The organism is Flavobacterium sp. WC2416 (genome assembly GCF_041200095.1).
Taxonomy (GTDB): domain Bacteria; phylum Bacteroidota; class Bacteroidia; order Flavobacteriales; family Flavobacteriaceae; genus Flavobacterium.
This window is the reverse complement of sequence record NZ_CP165626.1, coordinates 2,515,838-2,534,578: the sequence shown is the minus strand read 5'-3', so window position 1 is coordinate 2,534,578 and position 18,741 is coordinate 2,515,838. Positions and strand designations below refer to the sequence as shown.

At 33.2% G+C, this 18,741-nt stretch carries 17 protein-coding genes; 13 read left to right on the top strand and 4 right to left on the bottom strand.

The window, feature by feature from the left end:
• Positions 1–70: 70 nt before the first annotated feature.
• The 8 genes from AB3G39_RS10770 (at position 71) to AB3G39_RS10735 (ending at position 6,938) form a co-directional block, all read left to right on the top strand.
• Entirely contained in the window at positions 71–1,735 is a 1,665-nt protein-coding gene (locus AB3G39_RS10770) for a serine hydrolase domain-containing protein (RefSeq protein ID WP_369769344.1), read from the top strand.
• Between the two features lie 277 nt (positions 1,736–2,012).
• Positions 2,013–2,432, top strand: coding sequence for a MarR family winged helix-turn-helix transcriptional regulator (locus AB3G39_RS10765; RefSeq protein WP_367769728.1), 420 nt, complete (start codon positions 2,013–2,015; stop codon positions 2,430–2,432).
• 2 nt (positions 2,433–2,434) lie between these two features.
• Positions 2,435–2,857 carry an organic hydroperoxide resistance protein gene (locus AB3G39_RS10760; protein WP_369769343.1) on the top strand — a complete coding sequence of 141 codons (423 nt, stop codon included), beginning with the start codon at positions 2,435–2,437 and terminating at the stop codon, positions 2,855–2,857.
• 59 nt (positions 2,858–2,916) lie between these two features.
• Positions 2,917–3,552 (top strand): NAD(P)H-dependent oxidoreductase, encoded by a 636-nt coding sequence (locus AB3G39_RS10755; protein ID WP_367752942.1) that lies wholly within the window; start codon positions 2,917–2,919, stop codon positions 3,550–3,552.
• 346 nt (positions 3,553–3,898) lie between these two features.
• The gene (locus tag AB3G39_RS10750; protein WP_369769341.1) at positions 3,899–4,171 is read left to right on the top strand and encodes a DUF4242 domain-containing protein; all 273 of its coding nucleotides are present in this window, start codon (positions 3,899–3,901) and stop codon (positions 4,169–4,171) included.
• A 230-nt stretch (positions 4,172–4,401) separates the two neighbouring features.
• A complete protein-coding gene (locus tag AB3G39_RS10745) occupies positions 4,402–5,502 on the top strand; it encodes a Gfo/Idh/MocA family protein (protein ID WP_367769737.1) in 1,101 nt (366 codons plus the stop codon).
• 4 nt (positions 5,503–5,506) lie between these two features.
• Positions 5,507–5,989 (top strand): GNAT family N-acetyltransferase, encoded by a 483-nt coding sequence (locus AB3G39_RS10740; protein ID WP_369753756.1) that lies wholly within the window; start codon positions 5,507–5,509, stop codon positions 5,987–5,989.
• Positions 5,990–6,143: 154 nt separating this feature from the next.
• Positions 6,144–6,938 (top strand): DUF1080 domain-containing protein, encoded by a 795-nt coding sequence (locus AB3G39_RS10735; protein WP_369753757.1) that lies wholly within the window; start codon positions 6,144–6,146, stop codon positions 6,936–6,938.
• Positions 6,939–7,032: 94 nt separating this feature from the next.
• Here the strand turns inward: AB3G39_RS10735 and AB3G39_RS10730 are convergent, their stop codons facing one another.
• The 4 genes from AB3G39_RS10730 to AB3G39_RS10715 are packed head-to-tail and all read right to left on the bottom strand — an operon-like array spanning position 7,033 to position 13,258.
• Entirely contained in the window at positions 7,033–8,433 is a 1,401-nt protein-coding gene (locus tag AB3G39_RS10730; protein ID WP_369769339.1) for an efflux transporter outer membrane subunit, read from the bottom strand.
• Positions 8,423–11,593, bottom strand: a complete 3,171-nt coding sequence (locus AB3G39_RS10725; RefSeq protein WP_369769338.1) for an efflux RND transporter permease subunit — start codon at positions 11,591–11,593, stop codon at positions 8,423–8,425. Before AB3G39_RS10725 ends, AB3G39_RS10730 begins: the two co-directional genes overlap by 11 nt.
• A 33-nt stretch (positions 11,594–11,626) precedes the next feature.
• Positions 11,627–12,733, bottom strand: a complete 1,107-nt coding sequence (locus AB3G39_RS10720) for an efflux RND transporter periplasmic adaptor subunit (protein ID WP_367752956.1) — start codon at positions 12,731–12,733, stop codon at positions 11,627–11,629.
• Between the two features lie 30 nt (positions 12,734–12,763).
• Positions 12,764–13,258, bottom strand: coding sequence for a GbsR/MarR family transcriptional regulator (locus AB3G39_RS10715; RefSeq protein ID WP_367769747.1), 495 nt, complete (start codon positions 13,256–13,258; stop codon positions 12,764–12,766).
• A 213-nt stretch (positions 13,259–13,471) separates the two neighbouring features.
• Between AB3G39_RS10715 and AB3G39_RS10710 the strand changes: the two genes are divergently transcribed.
• The 5 genes from AB3G39_RS10710 to efp all read left to right on the top strand — a co-directional run bounded on the left by AB3G39_RS10710 (position 13,472) and on the right by efp (position 18,716).
• On the top strand, positions 13,472–14,701 hold the full coding sequence (locus AB3G39_RS10710; RefSeq protein ID WP_367752960.1) for an HD domain-containing protein: 1,230 nt from the start codon (positions 13,472–13,474) through the stop codon (positions 14,699–14,701).
• 39 nt (positions 14,702–14,740) lie between these two features.
• Entirely contained in the window at positions 14,741–15,784 is a 1,044-nt protein-coding gene (gene lpxD, locus AB3G39_RS10705; protein WP_367752962.1) for a UDP-3-O-(3-hydroxymyristoyl)glucosamine N-acyltransferase, read from the top strand.
• Positions 15,777–17,165 carry a bifunctional UDP-3-O-[3-hydroxymyristoyl] N-acetylglucosamine deacetylase/3-hydroxyacyl-ACP dehydratase gene (locus AB3G39_RS10700; protein WP_369753763.1) on the top strand — a complete coding sequence of 463 codons (1,389 nt, stop codon included), beginning with the start codon at positions 15,777–15,779 and terminating at the stop codon, positions 17,163–17,165. Before lpxD ends, AB3G39_RS10700 begins: the two co-directional genes overlap by 8 nt.
• A gap of 78 nt (positions 17,166–17,243) precedes the next feature.
• Positions 17,244–18,029, top strand: coding sequence for an acyl-ACP--UDP-N-acetylglucosamine O-acyltransferase (gene lpxA / locus AB3G39_RS10695; protein WP_367752966.1), 786 nt, complete (start codon positions 17,244–17,246; stop codon positions 18,027–18,029).
• Positions 18,030–18,149: 120 nt separating this feature from the next.
• Positions 18,150–18,716, top strand: a complete 567-nt coding sequence (gene efp, locus AB3G39_RS10690) for an elongation factor P (RefSeq protein WP_367752968.1) — start codon at positions 18,150–18,152, stop codon at positions 18,714–18,716.
• The last annotated feature ends 25 nt before the right edge of the window (positions 18,717–18,741 follow it).

Below are 18,741 nucleotides of genomic sequence, written 5' to 3'. Positions count from 1 at the left end.
CCAATGTTAATTCTGTTCTATTTTTTAACTCATTTGGGTTATAGTTTTGTGCCTAAATAAGTAACCAATTATGAAAAAGTTTTTCGCCACCATTTTAGTTAACTTGGTTTTTCTAACCAGTTTTGGACAAATAAAAAATGTAGTAGCCACCGAAGGCATTACAACCGATTTGCACAAAGCGAATGTTGGAAAAATTACTTTCATGAATGGGAATATTCCTTTAGATCAATATAAAGAATCGGATTTCTTAACTTCCTTCAATTTAACTCGAAAATCAGACTTGAATATCCGGGTTTTCATGAATAATTCGGTTACCAATTATCTGCATCAATTGGCTCCCGATTTACCAATTGAAGAATTACTAAATGTAGGAAATCTTCAATTTTCATTTTACATTGATGGCAAATTTATTTACAAAGAAAACATTCATCATGGTTGCAGTTTTGGATCTGGCGGTACTAAAAATGCGTCTACCACTTTCAGAGTGCCATTGACGAGTTCTAAAGGCGAAGATTGGTGGGCGATGTATCTTTGGGATCGATTTAAAACTAAGGGTGGAGAAAAAGCATTGACTGAAGGCAAACACCAACTCAAAATGGAGATTAGACCCTATGTGAAAAGAGAAGAGGGTAGCGACGCAATAGTTGGTGATTTAATTGCTGCAGGTCAAGTACAACTTGTAATTAAAACACCTAAAATAACGGCCGAACAAATGGCGATTCAAGCCATTCAACCCAATAGCGGTTGGGAGATTTCCAAATTGCCTTTTGACAAAACCAAAATTGAAATGCTCAATTCGGAAATTGCCAAGTACAATTTGAAAGAAATCACCAGTATTGTAGTCATTAGAGAGGGAAAACTAATGCTGGAAGAATACTTTAATGATGCCGATAGAAATACATTGCACGACACGAGATCCGCAGGAAAGTCATTTACATCCACTTTAATGGGTATGGCGATTCGTGATGGATACATTAAAAATGAAAATGAAACATTGAATTCTTTCTATGATTTAAAGCAATTTGATAATTATGAACCAATGAAAGACAGTATCAAGATAAAGGATTTATTGACCATGAGTTCCGCACTTAATGGCTCAGATGCAGACGGTAATTCGCCAGGAAATGAGGAGAATATGTATCCTACAGCTAATTGGGTAAAATTTACCTTAGACTTGCCTATGGATCATTCGAAAATAAATGGAGGGAAATGGGATTATTTTACAGCCGGAGTTGTCGTATTAGGTGACATTTTAGACAAAAAAATTATCGGAGGATTAGAAAAATATGCCAGTGAAAAACTGTTTGGACCTTTGAATATTACAAATTACCAATGGCAATATACGCCACAAAAAGTAGTGAATACGGCAGGAAGTTTGCAAATGAGGTCTTTGGATTATGCTAAATATGCTCAATTATATAAAAACAAAGGCGTATGGAATGGAAAACAAATACTACCAAAAGAATGGGTAGAAAAAACGTTCACACACCAAATTCAAATTCCCGAAAGAGACAATCAGTTTTACAGTTATTTGTTCTGGAACAAATCGGTTTTCTATAAAGGTAAAAATTATGAAACCTATTATTGTGCAGGAAATGGAGGCAATGAATTTATTATATTTAAAGACCTTCCCATTACTATTATTATCACTTCCAAAGCATATAATAAACCCTATGCACATGCGCAAGCAGATACAATCGTAACGGATTATATTTTGCCTGCGATAATTAAATAAAAGAAATAATGAAATTGTAAAAAAGAATATACCTAGAATGAAAACCATTTTTGTTCTAGGTTTTTTGTTTATCATAAAGTCGTTTAAGTTTGAAATATATGGAGTAGGAGTACTTCAATATGTTGTATTAAGTATTGTTGTCTAATAAAAGCCAACAATAAATGAAATGGATAATAGATTTTCATATTGTAACAGTTGTTAAAATAATAATAATCTTTCACAATTAAATTGTACACAATTTAATTGTGAACTATATTTGTACCATCAAAAAGTAAAGATGAAAGACCAATTAAATATTAGCGAGCAAGTTTGTTTTCCTGTGTACGTATTTGCAAAGGAAATTATAAACCAATATCGTCCTTTGTTAGAAGAACTACAACTTACTTATCCGCAATATTTGGTGATGCTTGTACTTTGGGAATACAAAGAACAGACTGTTAATCAACTTGGTGAAAAATTAAAACTAGATAGTGGTACGTTAACCCCTTTGCTAAAAAGAATGGAGCAAAAAGAATTTGTTTCAAGAATTAGAAGCACGGTTGATGAACGATTGGTTAATATTTCACTAACCGAAAAAGGACTAGCATTAAAAGAAAAAGCATCCTGTATTCCGGGTCAATTAATGGAATCTATGAATGTTTCAGCAGAAGATTTGTTAAGCTTAAAAAATATAATAACTAAGATATTAAAGAAATAAAAATGAAAGCAATTTATACAATTAATGCTACCGCAACTGGTGGGAGAAATGGACAAGTTAAAAGTGAAAATGGAATTATCGATTTAGAAGTGAGATATCCCAAATCTTTAGGTGGAGCAAATGATGAATATGCAAATCCGGAAATGCTTTTTGCAGCGGGTTATTCAGCTTGTTTTGATAGTGCACTCAACTTGATCATAAAAAAAGAAAAAATACAAACAGGTGAAACCTCGGTAACTGCCCAAGTAAGTATTGGACAAATTGAAAATGGTGGTTTTGGATTAGAAGCGGAGCTACATGCTAATATTCCTGGTGTATCCATGGATGAAGCACAATCTTTAATTGAAAAAGCACATCAAGTTTGTCCCTATTCTAATGCAACTAGAGGTAATATGCAAGTGAAGTTAACTGTTTCAAACAATTAAATTGACAATAAGTTTCGTACTAATTCATTACATATTACCTATAAATACAATAAAAAAAAATGACACTATTAGAAAATTTAAACTGGAGACATGCCGTAAAAGCATATGATCCAACCAAAAAAGTAAGTGCAGCAGACATTGATAAAATTGTAGAAGCGGCACGTTTAGCGCCAACTTCGTCAGGATTGCAAGCATTCCAAGTGATTGTTGTTGAAAATCAAGAATTAAAAGAAAAATTAGTAAAAGGAGCTTTGAATCCAGAATGTATGAGAGATTGTTCTCATGTGGTCGTTTTTGCTGGATGGGATCGTTATACTGCTGAACGAATTGATAAAGTTTATAATCATACAACTGATGTTCGTGGATTACCAAGAGGGCGTTTTGATAGCTATACTGATATGTTGAAGAAAATCTACCTAGCACAATCTGCCGAAGAGAATTTTGCTCATATCGCCAGACAAACTTATATTGCACTTGGTCTTTCTTTGGCGCAAGCCGCTGAACTAAAAGTAGATAGTACACCAGTCGAAGGTTTTAACAACACTGTAGTTGATGAAATCTTAGAATTAGACAAAAGAGGATTAAAAAGTGTTTCTTTGATGTATGTAGGTTATGCTGACACACCAAACGACTGGATTGCTCCCATGAAAAAAGTAAGAACCCCTAAAGAAGAATTTGTAATAGAGTTGAAATAAATAGTTCAATTAGAATATTCCAGCTTAGATTCTAGATTTATAAAAGTAAATTATTCAATTAAAACCTAGTCCAAAACCCAGTTTTGTTCTAGGTTTTTTGCGTTTTTAGTAAGAGCTTTAAAATCAATTTGTATTCCTCTTTTTTTTGTAATCTATAAAAAACACAAACAATGGTTTATTATTTCGCTACAAAAAAAAAGTATTTAAATCTATGATAATTAAGTACTTGTGATAATTCCATAAATATTTTTATTAACTTTAAGATGCAAATGAATAATGGAAGCAGATACCATTTTAAAAAACGGCTTGGTACTGAATTTAATTTAGTGTCACAAAAATAAAGACGATGCCAAAATATGTAATTGAAAGAGAAATTTCTGGAGCTGGTAAACTTACCCCACAACAACTAAAAGATATCTCGCAAACCTCTTGTAATGTGTTGGATAAAATGGGTTCCGAAATAAAATGGCACAATAGCTTTGTAGCCAAAGATAAAATTTATTGTGTATACACTGCGCCTAATGAAGATATGGTGCGTGAACATGCTAAACTAGGTGGTTTTCCAGCTAATGCAGTTAGTGAAGTATTTGCCGAAATAAATCCAAATACCGCACAATAAAATATCCTATTTATTTCAAAAAAATGGAAGCTACACTTTTAGGTAAGGTGTAGTTTTTTTGTGCTTGGAGTAGGCAAATAACTGCTTCAAATCCTTTGTTTCTAAAAATGGATTGTCATTTATAAAAAAGAAAAAGGAAATTCAATGAAAGGCATTTAACGTTATCTAGTTTATTTTTTTAAATTCGTAAGTGAAAATTAGTACAGATAATAAAAATAAAACATCCATATATGAAAGTTAAAAATATTTTCACCGTCTTTATAGCCATTCTAACCATAAATTGCATTGCACAACAAAAAGTACTTAAAGTAGGAATTATTGGTCTTACACACACTCATGTTCATGGAATTTTAGGGATTAAAGACCGGGGAGATATTGATATTGTGGGTATTGTGGAAACGAATCGAGAGTTAGCGCAACGTTATGCTGATCAATATCATTTCTCCATGGATTTAGTTTATAATACGATGGATGAAATGATTGCTAAAAAACATCCAGAGGCAGTTACCGCTTTTGGAAGTATTTATGAGCATTTAGGCGTTGTAGCCACTTGTGCACCAAAAGGCATTCATGTAATGGTAGAAAAACCATTGGCAGTAAGTTTGGAGGATGCCAAAAAAATGGAGGTTCTTGCAAAGAAATACAAGATTAAATTATTGACGAATTATGAGACCACTTGGTATCCGTCAAATAAGGAATCCTATGATTTAGTGAAGGCAGGAAAAATTGGAGACTTACGTAAAGTGGTGGTGCATGATGGACACAGAGGACCTAAAAAAATTGGAGTGAATTCGGAGTTTTTAGATTGGTTAACGGATCCTGTACTGAATGGAGGAGGGGCTATAACTGATTTTGGTTGTTATGGAGTTAATTTAATGACTTGGTTAATGGAAGGTAAGAAACCCAAAACGGTTACAGCCATTACGCAACAATTACAAAAAGAAAACAATCCAAAAGTAGATGATGAATCTACTATATTATTGACTTATGATACTGCAAATGCTACGATTCAAGGTTCGTGGAACTGGCCAATAGGAAGAAAGGATATGGAAATTTACGGCTTAACTGGAGCTATTTATGCCGATAATAAAAATGACATACGAGTAAGAATGGCAGAAGGGTATGACGGTTTTACTGAAGATGGGCATAAAGCTACCGCACTTCAAGCTCCTTATAATGATCCATTTGCTTTTTTTGCAGCGGTGATACGAGATGAAATTACTTTAAAGCCTTACGACCTTTCATCTTTGGAAAATAATATGATTGTTATGGAAATCCTTGATGCTGCTATAAAAAGCAGCAAAACAAACCGTACGATTGAAATAAAATAAAATAATGAAAGAATTACAAATTGCTACTTACGAACCCAAATACCATAAAGAATATAAAAGACTTTCTATAGAATGGTTAGAGAAATATGGTTTATTAGAACCCGCAGATATGCCGATGCTTGACTTTCCAAAAGAAGAAATTCTAGATAAAGGTGGTTCAATTTTTCTGGCTCATTATGACAATACTATTGTGGGAACTATTTCGATAGTAAAAGAAGGGAAAAATAATTTTGAGATACTAAAATTAGGAGTTAATTCAGACTATCAAGGATTAGGGATTGGACGAAAACTGATGGTACATTGTCTTGATATTTGCAAAAAGAGTAATGCTGAAGCCATTATTTTGGAAACCAATACTAAATTGTTGAGCGCCATTGCACTTTATAAAAGCTTAGGTTTTAAAGAAATTCCTTTAACGGATTTAATGTATCAAACCGCCGATTATAAAATGGAGTTGATCCTTGCAGATTGGATTTTGACAAATTAAAAAGAATCAAATAACAGGATTAAATAGATTGCTAGAATTCGGTTATTTTTAACAACATAATAATTAAAGCTTATTTTTTTTTAGTTATGATGCAAAAAGATAGCTATTTTATTATAAATTTATACTTTGTCCAATAAAATTAATTTAGTCAGTTATGAAATTTAAAAAAGTTAGCAGTTATTTATTATTAGTTGTTTTATTTTCAACTACAATTGCAATGGCACAACATACGGTGATTAATACGCCACCAGAAGTATCTCCTATGCCAATGAAACCAGAAATGACCGAAATTTGGGAGCCGCAAGTTAGTGTAATTACACCTGCAAAAAAGTTAGGAGATGCGCCTTCTGACGCGATTATATTATTTGACGGTAAAAATATGGATCAATGGGTAAGTCAAAAAGACGTTACCAAACCTGCGGCCTGGAAAATCGTGAACAACGATTATATGGAAGTAGTTCCTGATGCTGGAGGAATTCAAACTAAAATGCAGTTTGGCGATTGTCAATTGCATATTGAATGGAGTGCCCCTGATGTTGTGATCGATGGAGGACAATGGAGAGGAAATAGCGGTGTGTTTTTCCAAAATAGATATGAACTACAAGTATTAGATTCGTATAACAACAGAACCTATAGTAATGGACAAGCGGGAAGTATTTATAAAGATCACCCACCATTAGTAAATGCAATGAAAACACCTTTGGAATGGAATACCTATGATGTAGTTTATACAGCACCTCGCTTTAAAGCGAATGGTCTCATTGATGCACCAGCAAGAATTACTGTTTTTCACAATGGCGTTTTGGTACAAAACAATACAACCATAAATGGTTTAACATTGTATTCTGGTTTGCATAATTATCCTTCTTCTCATGGAGATGATGTGATTTCGTTACAAGAACACGGTTGTAAAACACAGTTTAGAAATATCTGGCTTAGAAAATTGTAAAAACTCAATTTTATAAAAGCATATAAAAAAGCCACTAAGTACAGTACTTAGTGGCTTTTTCGGAATTAGTAAACATTGTATTTTAGAAATTCTATTATTGCCATCCGCCTCCAAGGGCTTTGTACAATTGAATTACAGCTTTATATTGTTGGAACTTATTATCTACTAAACTTAATTTAGCATTTAAAGCATCATTTTTAGAGGTTAATACTTCTAAATAATTGGCCAAACCATAGGTCAATAATTCATCAGAGAAAGTGGCCGCTTTTGTTAATGCATCCGCTTGTTTCTCACGAACCGTAATTTTATAAGTTTCATTGTTGTACTGTGCCAGTGCATCCGAAACTTCTTTACCAGCCGTAAGTAGGGATTGTTCAAATTGCAAATAGGCTTTTTCCTGATTGGCTTTAGCTATTTCAAACTTAGTTCTAACTTGTCTTTGATTGAAAATAGGTTGGGTTAGCCCCGTTACAATATTGGCAAAGATAGAATTGGCACTGAACCATTCTTTTAAATCAATACTTTGAAGTCCGCCTATAGCAGTAATTTTTAAGGTAGGATAAAAACCGCTTTTGGCCACATTGGTCAACTCAAAATTACTAATCAAGTTGTACTCAGCAGCAATAACATCAGGTCTATTTCTCAATAAATTAGCAGGAACACCAGTAGTAATGCTAGGTTGCATTTTTTGAGATTCAAAAGTAGATCGTTCAATTTTACCCGAAGCTTCTCCTAAAAGTGCGCTCATTGTATTTTCTAAAATAATGATGCTATTTTTTAAATCAGCAATAATAATTTCGGTCGTATATTTTTGAGCTTCTGTTTGTTTTACCCCCACTTCTGTTACATTCCCCGATTTTTTCAATGCTAAAATGGTTTCGATACTTTTGTTTCTATTGATTAAAGTTTCTTCAGCCACTTTTATCTGTGCATCAACTGAAAGCAGTTGGTAATAAGTAGAAGCTATATCAGCAATTAATTGCGTTTTTATGGCTTGATTGGCTGCCGTTGTTTGTAAGTAGACAGCATTAGTTGCTCTTTTATTACTTCTTATTTTTCCCCAAATATCAGCTTCCCAGGATAGATTTCCAGTCAATTGGTATTGATCGGTATTTAAATCTGTTAAGAAAGATCCATTCTGACTGTTTTTAGAAATTTTGTTGTGTGTCCAATCTGTCCCAGCAGATACAGCAGGGAAGTAACCTGCTTGTCCTTGCTTCATTGTAGCTTGTGCGGCAGCAAGATTTTGCAAGGCAATCCGAATGTTTAAATTGTTTTCTAACCCTTTTTTAATATAACCCTGCAAAAGAGGATCAGTAAAAATTTTATCCCAAGAAACATTCGCTAGTGAAGCAGTGTCCGTAGACACCACTTCATTTCTATACAAGTTTTCTGTTTTCAATTCTGGACGTTTGTAATCTTTAGCAACAAAACACGATTGCATTAGTGCTGCCGTCACTCCTAAGAGTGCGATTCTATATATATTATTTTTCATTTTTTTCATCTAAAAGTGCAACATCTGTTCCCTGATTCTCTATAGGAAGCGGTTTTGTAGAAATTTTTTCCTGTAATGTTTGGAAAACGATAAACAATACTGGTATCACAAATACTCCAAAAATAGTTCCTATTAACATTCCTCCAATTGCTCCAGTTCCAATAGCATTATTTCCTACGGCTCCAGCTCCTTTAGCTAACATAAGTGGCATTAGTCCAAAGATAAATGCAAATGATGTCATTAAAATAGGTCGTAAACGAGCAACAGCGCCATGAATTGCTGCTTGAGCAATAGTCATTCCTTTTCTTCTTGAATCAACCGAAAACTCTACTATCAAAATGGCGTTCTTAGCGAGCAATCCAATAAGCATAATGAGCGTAATTTGCAAGTAGATGTTATTACTTACATTGAATAAATAAGCAAATAAGTAAGCACCTGCTAAACCAATCGGTAGTGATATTAATACTGCAAATGGCAACATATAACTCTCATATTGAGCGGCAAGTAAGAAGTAAACAAAGATTAGACACAGCATGAAAATATACAAGGTTTGTCCACCTGCACTAATTTCTTCACGCGTCATTCCTGAAAATTCATAACCATATCCAACAGGTAGGTTTTGACTAGCTACTTCTTCAACTGCTTTAATAGCATCACCAGTACTGAAACCATCATTTGGCGCTCCAGTTACTTTAACAGAAGTAAATAAATTGAAACGGTCTATAGCTTGAGGTCCAAACACTTTTACTAAAGTCACAAATTGTGAAATAGGAGCCATTTGTCCACTACTATTTCTAACTAAAACTTTGTTTAGCGATTCAGGATTGTTTCTGAATTCGGGATCTGATTGGTATACTACTCGGTATTGTTTTCCAAACTTGTTGAAATTAGAAGCATATACACCACCATAATACCCTTGCATTGTTCCTAAAACATCAGTGACTGTAAGCCCCGATTTTTTTATAAGCGGAACATTTAAATCAATTCGGTATTGCGGGTAATTTGGAGAAAATGAGGTAGCTGCATATTTAATTTCTGGTCGACTGTTTAATGCTGCCAAAAATTTATTGTTTACTTCGCTTAACTCTTGTATAGATCCTCCTTTTTGATCTTGTAGTTGAAATTCAAATCCATTGGTAAAACCAAAACCAACAAGTGTCGGACGAGCAAAATAGAGTACTTTCGCATCTTTTACGGCAGCTGTTCGCTTAAATAATTCCGCAACAACTGCAGTTATTTCTTGATTAGCATCTTTACGTTCCGCCCATGGTTTCAATTTTACAATTACCATTCCGTAGTTGCTACCCGTACCACTGATTAAACTTCGACCAGAGATTCTAAGTACCTCTTTTATTTCAGGAATATCTTTTACTTTATTTTCAATTTGTAATAACACTTCTTCTGTTCTTTGTAAAGAAGTACCCGGTGGAAGAGAAACATCAGAAAGAATAGCTCCTGTATCCTCACCAGGGACAAAAGCCTTTGGTGTGATATTTAATAATAAGATTAAAATTCCGGCAAAAACAGCAATTCCTAAAAAAGCCAACCATTTGCGTTTTATAAAAAACTCTACAGATCTTTTGTATTTAGCTGTCGTCGTTTCAAATCCGGCGTTAAATGCGGTATAAAAACGTTCCATGAAACCTTTTTTCTTTGCACTTTTATCGTGTTCTTTTAAGAAAATAGCACATAATGCAGGAGACAGTGTTAGTGCATTAATAGCTGACAATACAATTGAAACAGCTAGTGTTAATCCAAACTGTTTGTAGAAAACTCCAGCAGAACCACTAATAAAAGAAACAGGAATAAATACAGCCGACATTACCAGTGTAATGGATATAATTGCACTACTAATATCTTGCATGGCGCTGTGAGCTGCTTTTTTAGGATTATGCTCACCCGCTTCCATTTTGGCATGCACGGCTTCCACCACTACAATAGCATCATCCACTACAATTCCGACCGCAAGTACTAAGGCAAATAACGTTAATAAGTTAATGGTAAAGCCAAATAAATTAAGGAAAAAGAACGTTCCTAAAATAGCTACTGGTACGGAAATCGCAGGAATAAGAGTCGATCTCCAATCTTGTAAAAAGATAAAAACGACAATAAATACTAGTAAAAATGCCTCAATTAGTGTATGAATCACTTTTGTGATTGACTCATCTAGGAAATCATTGGCATTAATTAATGTAGCATATTTTACTCCTTTTGGAAAATTCAGTTCGGCTTGATTCAGTACTTTTAATGACCCTTCAATTACTTCTTGAGCATTAGACCCTGCGGTTTGTGCAATGGCAATAGCTATTGATTTATTGCCGTTTGTATAGGCATCACTCGCATAATTAACAGCACCCAATTCAATTCTTGCTACATCACCTAATTTAAGGATTTCTCCATTTTCAGTTGAACGAACAATAATTTCTTCAAATTCTTTTATATTTTGTAAACGTCCTTTGTATTTTAAGGTATATTGAAAAGATTGGTCGCTATTTTCACCCAATTGTCCTGGAGCGGCTTCAATATTTTGTTCCGCTAATAGCGCCGTAATATCCGATGGTACTAGACCGTAAGCCCCCATAACGTCAGGTTTTAACCAAATACGCATAGAGTAGTCTTTTTGACCAAAAATCATAGCTTCTCCAACTCCCGCTACACGTTTAATTTTAGGTAAAATATTAATGTTGGCGTAATTTTGAAGAAATGTATCATCATAATCAGGATTTTCACTATAAAGTGAGAAAATCAAAATATTATCACTTTGTCTTTTTGATGTTGTAACACCCGCTCGAGTAACTTCTTGGGGCAATAGTGACGTTGCACGTGATACACGATTTTGCACATTCACCGCTGCCAAATCAGGATTAGTACCTAATTTAAAATAGATACTAATAGATGCTGAACCATCATTATTTGATGTTGAAGTCATGTAAGTCATGTCTTCAACACCATTAATTTGTTCTTCTAAAGGAATTACTACCGAGTTCATTACAACTTCGGCATTTGCTCCTTGATAATTTGCCGCTACAGTTACAGTAGGTGGTGCTATTTCTGGATATTGTGAAACTGGAAGCGAGATTAACCCTAAAACCCCCAAAATTACGATGATAATAGATATCACTGTTGACAATACCGGTCTGTCAATGAATTTTGAAAACATATTTTGTTATTTATTCAATAGTTAGTTTGTCAATTATTTTTTTGTTGGATTGATTATAGTATTAAAATCTACTACCTCAGGTTTGATAAGCGTTCCTTCAGTAACTATTCCAACTCCCTCAACAAGGACTTTATCATTTACATTTAATCCACTGTCTACTACAAAAAATTTACCTCCAGGAATGGCACGAACTTCAATAGGCACTGCTTTCACTTTGTTGTCTTTATCTACAATAAGAGCAATGCGTTTGTCTTGTAATTCTAATGAAGCATTTTGTGGGATTATAATAACATCCTTTAAATTTGTTGGGATTTGGACAATTCCACTGCCACCTGACCGCAATAATTTGTTTCCATTTGGAAAACTTGCTCTTACATTAAAGGAACCTGTTTGCATATTGGCTTGTCCACTAAAAGTTTCAATTTTACCCTTTTGCTCATATGGCATACCATTACTCAAAATCAAATTTACCTTTTCCATTTTGTTGATTTTTTCTTGAAATGTTTTACCTTCAGCATTCATCATGATGTCTAATTGTTGTTTTTCATTTACTGAAAAATAAGCATAAATAGTACTAATATCTGAAATGCGAGTTAATGGCTCTGCTGTTTGGCTACTTACATAACTTCCTAAACGTAAAGGTAAAGTGCCTACAATTCCGTTAACGGGGCTTTTTATAGTTGCATAATTAATTCTGGCAATTATACTTTGGTAGGTACTTTTTTCACTTGCTAAATTTGCTTTGGCAGTTTCTAGTTGTACATCACTAATTATATTACGATCAACTAATGGTTTTAAACGGCTTACTTCAACTTGTGCAGCAGCAACTTTAGCCTTTGCAGCACCCGCTTCTTGGGTAGCAGTTTGTGTTTCTAGTTTAAAAAGTAATTGCCCTTTTTTAACTTCTTGTCCTTCTTGTACATATATTTTTTCAATATATCCATCTACTTTTGCACGAATATCTATATCTGTAATCCCTTCTAGACTTGCGGGGTATTCTGCTAATAAAGAAGTGTCAGATTTACCAATTTCAACTACCTTATAAGGCATAACTGGTGGAGCTGTTTGAGTGGTTTCTTTTTTACAGGAGAGCAAACTTATGGATAACAAAACGGCACTTATAAAATATTTTTTTTTCATCTGTGAATATTTACTGATTTGGATTAATTATTATTGATTGATTATATTTTTGGTTTCTTTTGTTTTAAATTCTTCAATTGTTTTTTTAAGCGATATTTCAACTTCATTTAAATGAATTTTATAGGCTTTTGTATTTTCCAGATTGCATCTCTCAGCTGGACAAGATGCGGTATGTTCTCTATAAATAATCATTCGGTTTACAATGGTCATTTCAGAATCAATTAATCTCAGATAGTTTTCTAAGCGCTTACTTAAATTAGCAGCCTTAAAGTACTTTTTACGATCTCCCGTTATGGTGAAATAGGTGATCTTTTCCATTTTTAAGAGTAAATTTAAATTAGTTGAAATCGAACTTTTACTAGCGCACATTGTTTCAACAAGAGTCTCAAATGTAAGTCCAGATTTACAGCCATCAATTATGAGTGTACCAAGAATGCGTGATGCCAAAGGTGGAATGTTATAAAGTTTTTCAAAATGAACACCAAACATTTCTTTTAGTTCATTTTTTTCTTTCTGAATATCCATGTTAATTTTTTTGCAAATGTAACATTGGTTCATAAAATACCGAACTAATCGAACTTAAAATTATGTTAATTTTAATACACTATTTTTATGTTGTTAATTTAGATGGAAATAAATACGAAATTGATAATTTATAGGGTTATAAAGTATGTATCTATAGGCTGTAAATTATAAAATCTAATTTACTTATATTTGTTCCTTAAAAATTAATTTCTAGTGAGTCAAATCAATAAACTAAAGATATTCAATGATCCCATTTATGGTTTCATTAGCATACCCAACGCATTAATTTACGATTTAATACAGCACCCTTATTTTCAAAGACTTCGACGCATCTCTCAAATGGGATTATCCTATTTAGTCTATCCAGGAGCCAATCATACCCGTTTTCATCATGCTTTAGGTTGTATGCATTTGATGCAAAAAGCAGTTGATGTATTGCGTTTTAAAGGAGTTTCTATATCTCAAGAAGAAGAAAATGCATTATATATTGCAATCTTATTACATGATATTGGGCATGGTCCTTTTTCACATGCTATGGAAAGAAGCATTGTTGAAGATGTGCATCATGAAGAAATTTCATTGTTATTTATGCACCAATTAAATAGTGAGTTTAAAGGTCAGTTGAGTTTAGCTATTCAAGTTTTTGAAGGGGATTATCATAGAAAATTCATGTTGCAGCTTATTTCAAGCCAATTAGACATGGATCGAATGGATTATTTAAAACGCGATAGTTTTTATTCCGGAGTTGCCGAAGGGAATGTAAATTCGGAGCGATTGATCCAAATGATGAATGTTGTGGATGATGTTTTGGTAATCGAAGAAAAAGGAATTTACTCAGTGGAGAAATTCTTAATGTCCCGACGTTTAATGTATTGGCAAGCCTATTTGCATAAAACCAGTTTGGTAGCTGAGTTAATTTTAACTAAAATTTTAAAGAGAGCCAAAGAATTAACTTTAAAAGGAACTATATTGCCTTGTAGTAAACCCTTGCAGTTTTTTCTTCAAAATAAAATTACATTAGATGCATTTGATACTGAAATTTTGAATTTATTTTCACAGCTCGATGATTTTGATATAATAAGTGCACTAAAGGCATGGCAACATGAGGATGATTTTATTTTGTCTTCATTGAGTAAAATGATTATCAATAGGGATTTATTGAAAATAAAATTAACAAGTGAAAAAGTGCCTACTGAAGATTTACACCCTTTAAAAGAGCGCTTTGCATTGGAAAACAACATTAGTTTGTTAGAAACTAATTATTTTATTTTTAAAGGTAAAATAAAAAATCAAGCATATAGCAAAGAAGCAGAACCCATACGAATTTTGAAAAAAGATCGAACAGTTGAAGATGTAATTGAATCATCTGACCAGTTGAATTTAAAATCATTATCGAAATCAGTTACTAAATATTACATCTGTTTCCCAAAACAACTGATGTAAATGAACATTTAAAATCTATTTTTTTATATTTTTGTCGCAATGAAATTTACAGCAGAACAAATAGCGGGAATTTTGGAAGGTGAAGTTATTGGCAATCTCAATGCTCAAGTATCTGAGTTATCTAAGATAGAAGAAGGTAAAGAAGGTTCTTTAACTTTTTTGGCAAATCCAAAATATAATAATTATATTTATACCACAGAGGCAACCATTACCATAGTAAACAAATCCTTTATTCCAGAATCGGAATTAAAAACTACCTTAATAAAAGTAGACGATGCCTACTTATCTTTTTCAAAATTATTAGAATTTTATGCTGAAGCAAAAGGCAATAAAATAGGAGTGGAGCAACCTTCAGTACTGCCAGAAAACACTAAATATGGTGAAAACTTATATTTGGGAAGTTTTAGTTATATAGGAGCTAATGTTACTCTAGGGACTAATGTGAAAATTTATCCTAATTGTTTTATCGGAGATAATGTTGTCATTAAAGATAATGTCACTATTTTTGCTGGTGCAAAAATATATTCGGAAACTGAAATTGGTAATAATTGCACCATTCATTCAGGAGTAATTATTGGAGCAGATGGATTTGGATTTGCTCCAAATACAGATGGAACTTTTAAGAAGATACCTCAAATAGGCAACGTAATTATTGAGGATGATGTTGATATAGGTTCTTGTACAACAATTGATAGAGCGACAATGGGTTCTACAATTATAAGAAAAGGAGTTAAACTAGACAATCAAATTCAAGTTGCCCATAATGTAGAAATAGGAGAGAATACCGTAATTGCCGCTCAAACGGGAATTGCAGGTTCTACCAAAATCGGAAAAAACGGAATGATTGGTGGGCAAGTAGGGATTGTAGGGCATTTAACCATTGGTGATAATGTTCGCATTCAAGCTCAAGCAGGTGTAGGAAGAAATATAAAAGACAATGAGGTTTTGCAGGGAAGTCCAGCATTTGGATACAATGATTTTAGTAAATCATATGTACATTTCAGAAATTTACCGAAAATTGTTGCAGAAATAGAAGAGTTAAAAAAACAAATATTAAACCAAAAAAATGGAAACAATGGTTAAACAAAAAACCATCAAAACAGAAATCTCGCTAACTGGAGTTGGATTACACACAGGGAAAGAAGTCAAAATGACCTTTAAACCTGCTCCAGTTAATAATGGTTTTACTTTTGTTAGAGTAGATCTAGAAGGACAGCCAGTTGTTGAAGCAGATGCTAATTATGTAGTTAATACACAAAGAGGTACTAATTTAGAGAAACTTGGAGTTAAAGTTCAAACACCTGAGCATGTATTGGCGGCATTAGTTGGTTGTGATTTGGATAATGTAATAATTGAACTAAACGCTTCAGAACTTCCTATTATGGATGGGTCGTCTAAGTATTTTGTTGAAGCTCTCGAAAAAGCGGGAATTGAAGAACAAAATTCTAAGCGAAACATTTATGTGGTAAAAGAAGTTATTTCTTTCACTGACGAAGAATCGGGTAGTGAGATTTTGATTATGCCAAGTGATCACTATAGTGTTACAACAATGGTAGATTTTGGGACTAAAATTTTAGGAACCCAAAATGCCAACATGAAAAATATTTCTGATTTTAAAACAGAAATATCGGAATCAAGAACTTTTAGTTTTTTACATGAACTAGAGGCTTTGTTGGATAATGGACTAATTAAAGGTGGTGATTTGAATAATGCTATTGTGTACGTTGATAAAGAAATATCTGCGGCTACGATGGAAAATTTAAAAATAGCATTTGGAAAAGACGTTATAAATGTTAAACCAAATGGTATACTAGATAATCTTACCTTGCATTATCCAAATGAAGCAGCAAGACATAAACTACTTGACGTTGTTGGTGATTTAGCTTTAATTGGAACAAAAATTCAAGGTAAAGTAATTGCAAATAAGCCAGGACATTTTGTAAACACTCAGTTTGCTAAAAAAATGGCTAAAATTATAAAAATAGAACAAAGAAATTATGTTCCTGTATATGATTTAAATTTGGAGCCTTTGATGGATATCCATAAAATCATGGCAGTACTTCCTCACAGACCTCCCTTTTTATTGATTGATAGAATTATAGAAATGTCTGAGAGTCATGTGGTAGGTATGAAAAATGTTACAATGAACGAGAATTTTTTCGTTGGGCATTTTCCAGAAGCTCCTGTAATGCCAGGGGTTTTAATAGTGGAAGCTATGGCACAAACAGGAGGAATATTAGTTTTAAGTACTGTTCCTGATCCTGAAAATTATTTGACTTATTTTATGAAAATAGATAATGTTAAATTCAAACATAAGGTATTACCAGGTGACACTTTGATTTTCAAATGTGATTTAATCACACCGATTAGAAGAGGGATTTGTCATATGCAAGCCAATGCTTATGCAAATGGAAAATTAGTTGCAGAAGCAGAATTAATGGCTCAGATTGCCAAAAAGCAATAAAAATTAAATTAGAATAAACACTCTAAGTCAATTATCTGGAGTTTATTATTCTGAAAATACTAATATAAAAAAAAGCAGATGAATCAACCCTTAGCATATGTTCATCCTGGCGCTAAAATCGCCAAAAATGTTGTAATAGAGCCTTTTACAACCATTCACAATAATGTTGTTATTGGTGATGGAACTTGGATAGGTTCTAATGTTACCATTATGGAAGGCGCAAGAATAGGAAAAAATTGCAATATATTTCCTGGTGCAGTAATATCTGCAGTACCGCAGGATTTAAAATTTGGTGGAGAAGAATCTTTAGCAATAATAGGTGATAATTGTACTATAAGAGAATGTGTCACCATTAATAGAGGAACAATTGCTTCAGGTCAAACAACCCTTGGGAACAATTGTTTAGTTATGGCTACAGCACATATTGCGCATGATTGTCACATTGGCGATAATGCAATTATCGTTAACGGTGTTGCATTAGCTGGACATGTTACGGTTGGGAAATTTGCCGTTATAGGTGGTTTAGCTGCTATTCATCAGTTTATTCATATTGGAGATCATGCGATGATTTCGGGTGGTTCATTAGTGAGGAAAGATGTTCCTCCTTTTACAAAAGCTGCTAAAGAACCTTTATCTTATGTTGGAATAAACTCAGTTGGGTTAAGAAGAAGAGGTTTTACAACGGAGAAAATTAAAGAGATTCAAGATATTTATAGAATTTTATATCAAAAAAACTATAATACAACCCAAGCAATTGGAATTATTGAAGCGGAAATGGAAGCAACTCCTGAGCGTGATGAAATATTAGATTTTATCAGAAATTCGTCTCGTGGTGTTATGAAAGGATATACCGGGAATTATTAAGGCCTAGTCCTCCCACTAGTTTGTGGAGGTATAGATAAAAATATAACAATAAGTAACACACTTCCATCCAGCTTCCCTTCACTTAAGAAAGGGCTGAAATGGAGAAAAAACAAAAATAAAATGGCATCTACATCAGACATCAAAAACGGATTATGTATTAAGTACAATAATGATATTTACAAAATCATTGAATTTCTTCATGTTAAACCAGGTAAAGGACCTGCATTTGTAAGAACCAAATTGAGAAGTTTGAGTAATGGAAAAGTATTGGATAATACATTTTCTGCAGGACATAAAATTGAAGAAGTACGTGTTGAAAATCATAAATTTCAATATTTATATCCAGAAGGAGATGACTTTCACTTTATGAATACAGAGACATTCGAACAAATATCTTTGAATAAAAACATCTTGGATTCACCAGACTTATTGAAAGAAGGTGAAAGCGTAATGGTTAGTATTAATACTGAAACTGACTTGCCTCTTTCAGTAGATATGCCTGCATCTGTAGTACTTGAAGTAACATATGCTGAACCAGGAATTAAAGGAAATACAGCTACAAATGCTACAAAATCGGCTACGGTAGAAACTGGAGCGACAGTAAATGTACCTTTATTCATTAACGAAGGAGATAAAATTAAAATAGATACAGCTTCAGGTTCATACATGGAGCGTGTTAAGGAATAATTTTTATACGTTTTTAGTTTTCAAT

Bases quoted from the DNA above. Each gene is read 5' to 3' on its own strand.
- AB3G39_RS10730 (WP_369769339.1), bottom strand. From the start codon at position 8,433: ATGAAAAATAATATATATAGAATCGCACTCTTAGGAGTGACGGCAGCA.
- AB3G39_RS10755 (WP_367752942.1), top strand. From the start codon at position 2,917: ATGACACTATTAGAAAATTTAAACTGGAGACATGCCGTAAAAGCATAT.
- AB3G39_RS10715 (WP_367769747.1), bottom strand. From the start codon at position 13,258: ATGGATATTCAGAAAGAAAAAAATGAACTAAAAGAAATGTTTGGTGTT.
- AB3G39_RS10740 (WP_369753756.1), top strand. From the start codon at position 5,507: ATGAAAGAATTACAAATTGCTACTTACGAACCCAAATACCATAAAGAA.
- AB3G39_RS10720 (WP_367752956.1), bottom strand. From the start codon at position 12,733: ATGAAAAAAAAATATTTTATAAGTGCCGTTTTGTTATCCATAAGTTTG.
- lpxD (WP_367752962.1), top strand. From the start codon at position 14,741: ATGAAATTTACAGCAGAACAAATAGCGGGAATTTTGGAAGGTGAAGTT.
- efp (WP_367752968.1), top strand. From the start codon at position 18,150: ATGGCATCTACATCAGACATCAAAAACGGATTATGTATTAAGTACAAT.
- AB3G39_RS10770 (WP_369769344.1), top strand. From the start codon at position 71: ATGAAAAAGTTTTTCGCCACCATTTTAGTTAACTTGGTTTTTCTAACC.
- AB3G39_RS10760 (WP_369769343.1), top strand. From the start codon at position 2,435: ATGAAAGCAATTTATACAATTAATGCTACCGCAACTGGTGGGAGAAAT.
- AB3G39_RS10765 (WP_367769728.1), top strand. From the start codon at position 2,013: ATGAAAGACCAATTAAATATTAGCGAGCAAGTTTGTTTTCCTGTGTAC.
- lpxA (WP_367752966.1), top strand. From the start codon at position 17,244: ATGAATCAACCCTTAGCATATGTTCATCCTGGCGCTAAAATCGCCAAA.
- AB3G39_RS10735 (WP_369753757.1), top strand. From the start codon at position 6,144: ATGAAATTTAAAAAAGTTAGCAGTTATTTATTATTAGTTGTTTTATTT.
- AB3G39_RS10725 (WP_369769338.1), bottom strand. From the start codon at position 11,593: ATGTTTTCAAAATTCATTGACAGACCGGTATTGTCAACAGTGATATCT.
- AB3G39_RS10700 (WP_369753763.1), top strand. From the start codon at position 15,777: ATGGTTAAACAAAAAACCATCAAAACAGAAATCTCGCTAACTGGAGTT.
- AB3G39_RS10745 (WP_367769737.1), top strand. From the start codon at position 4,402: ATGAAAGTTAAAAATATTTTCACCGTCTTTATAGCCATTCTAACCATA.
- AB3G39_RS10750 (WP_369769341.1), top strand. From the start codon at position 3,899: ATGCCAAAATATGTAATTGAAAGAGAAATTTCTGGAGCTGGTAAACTT.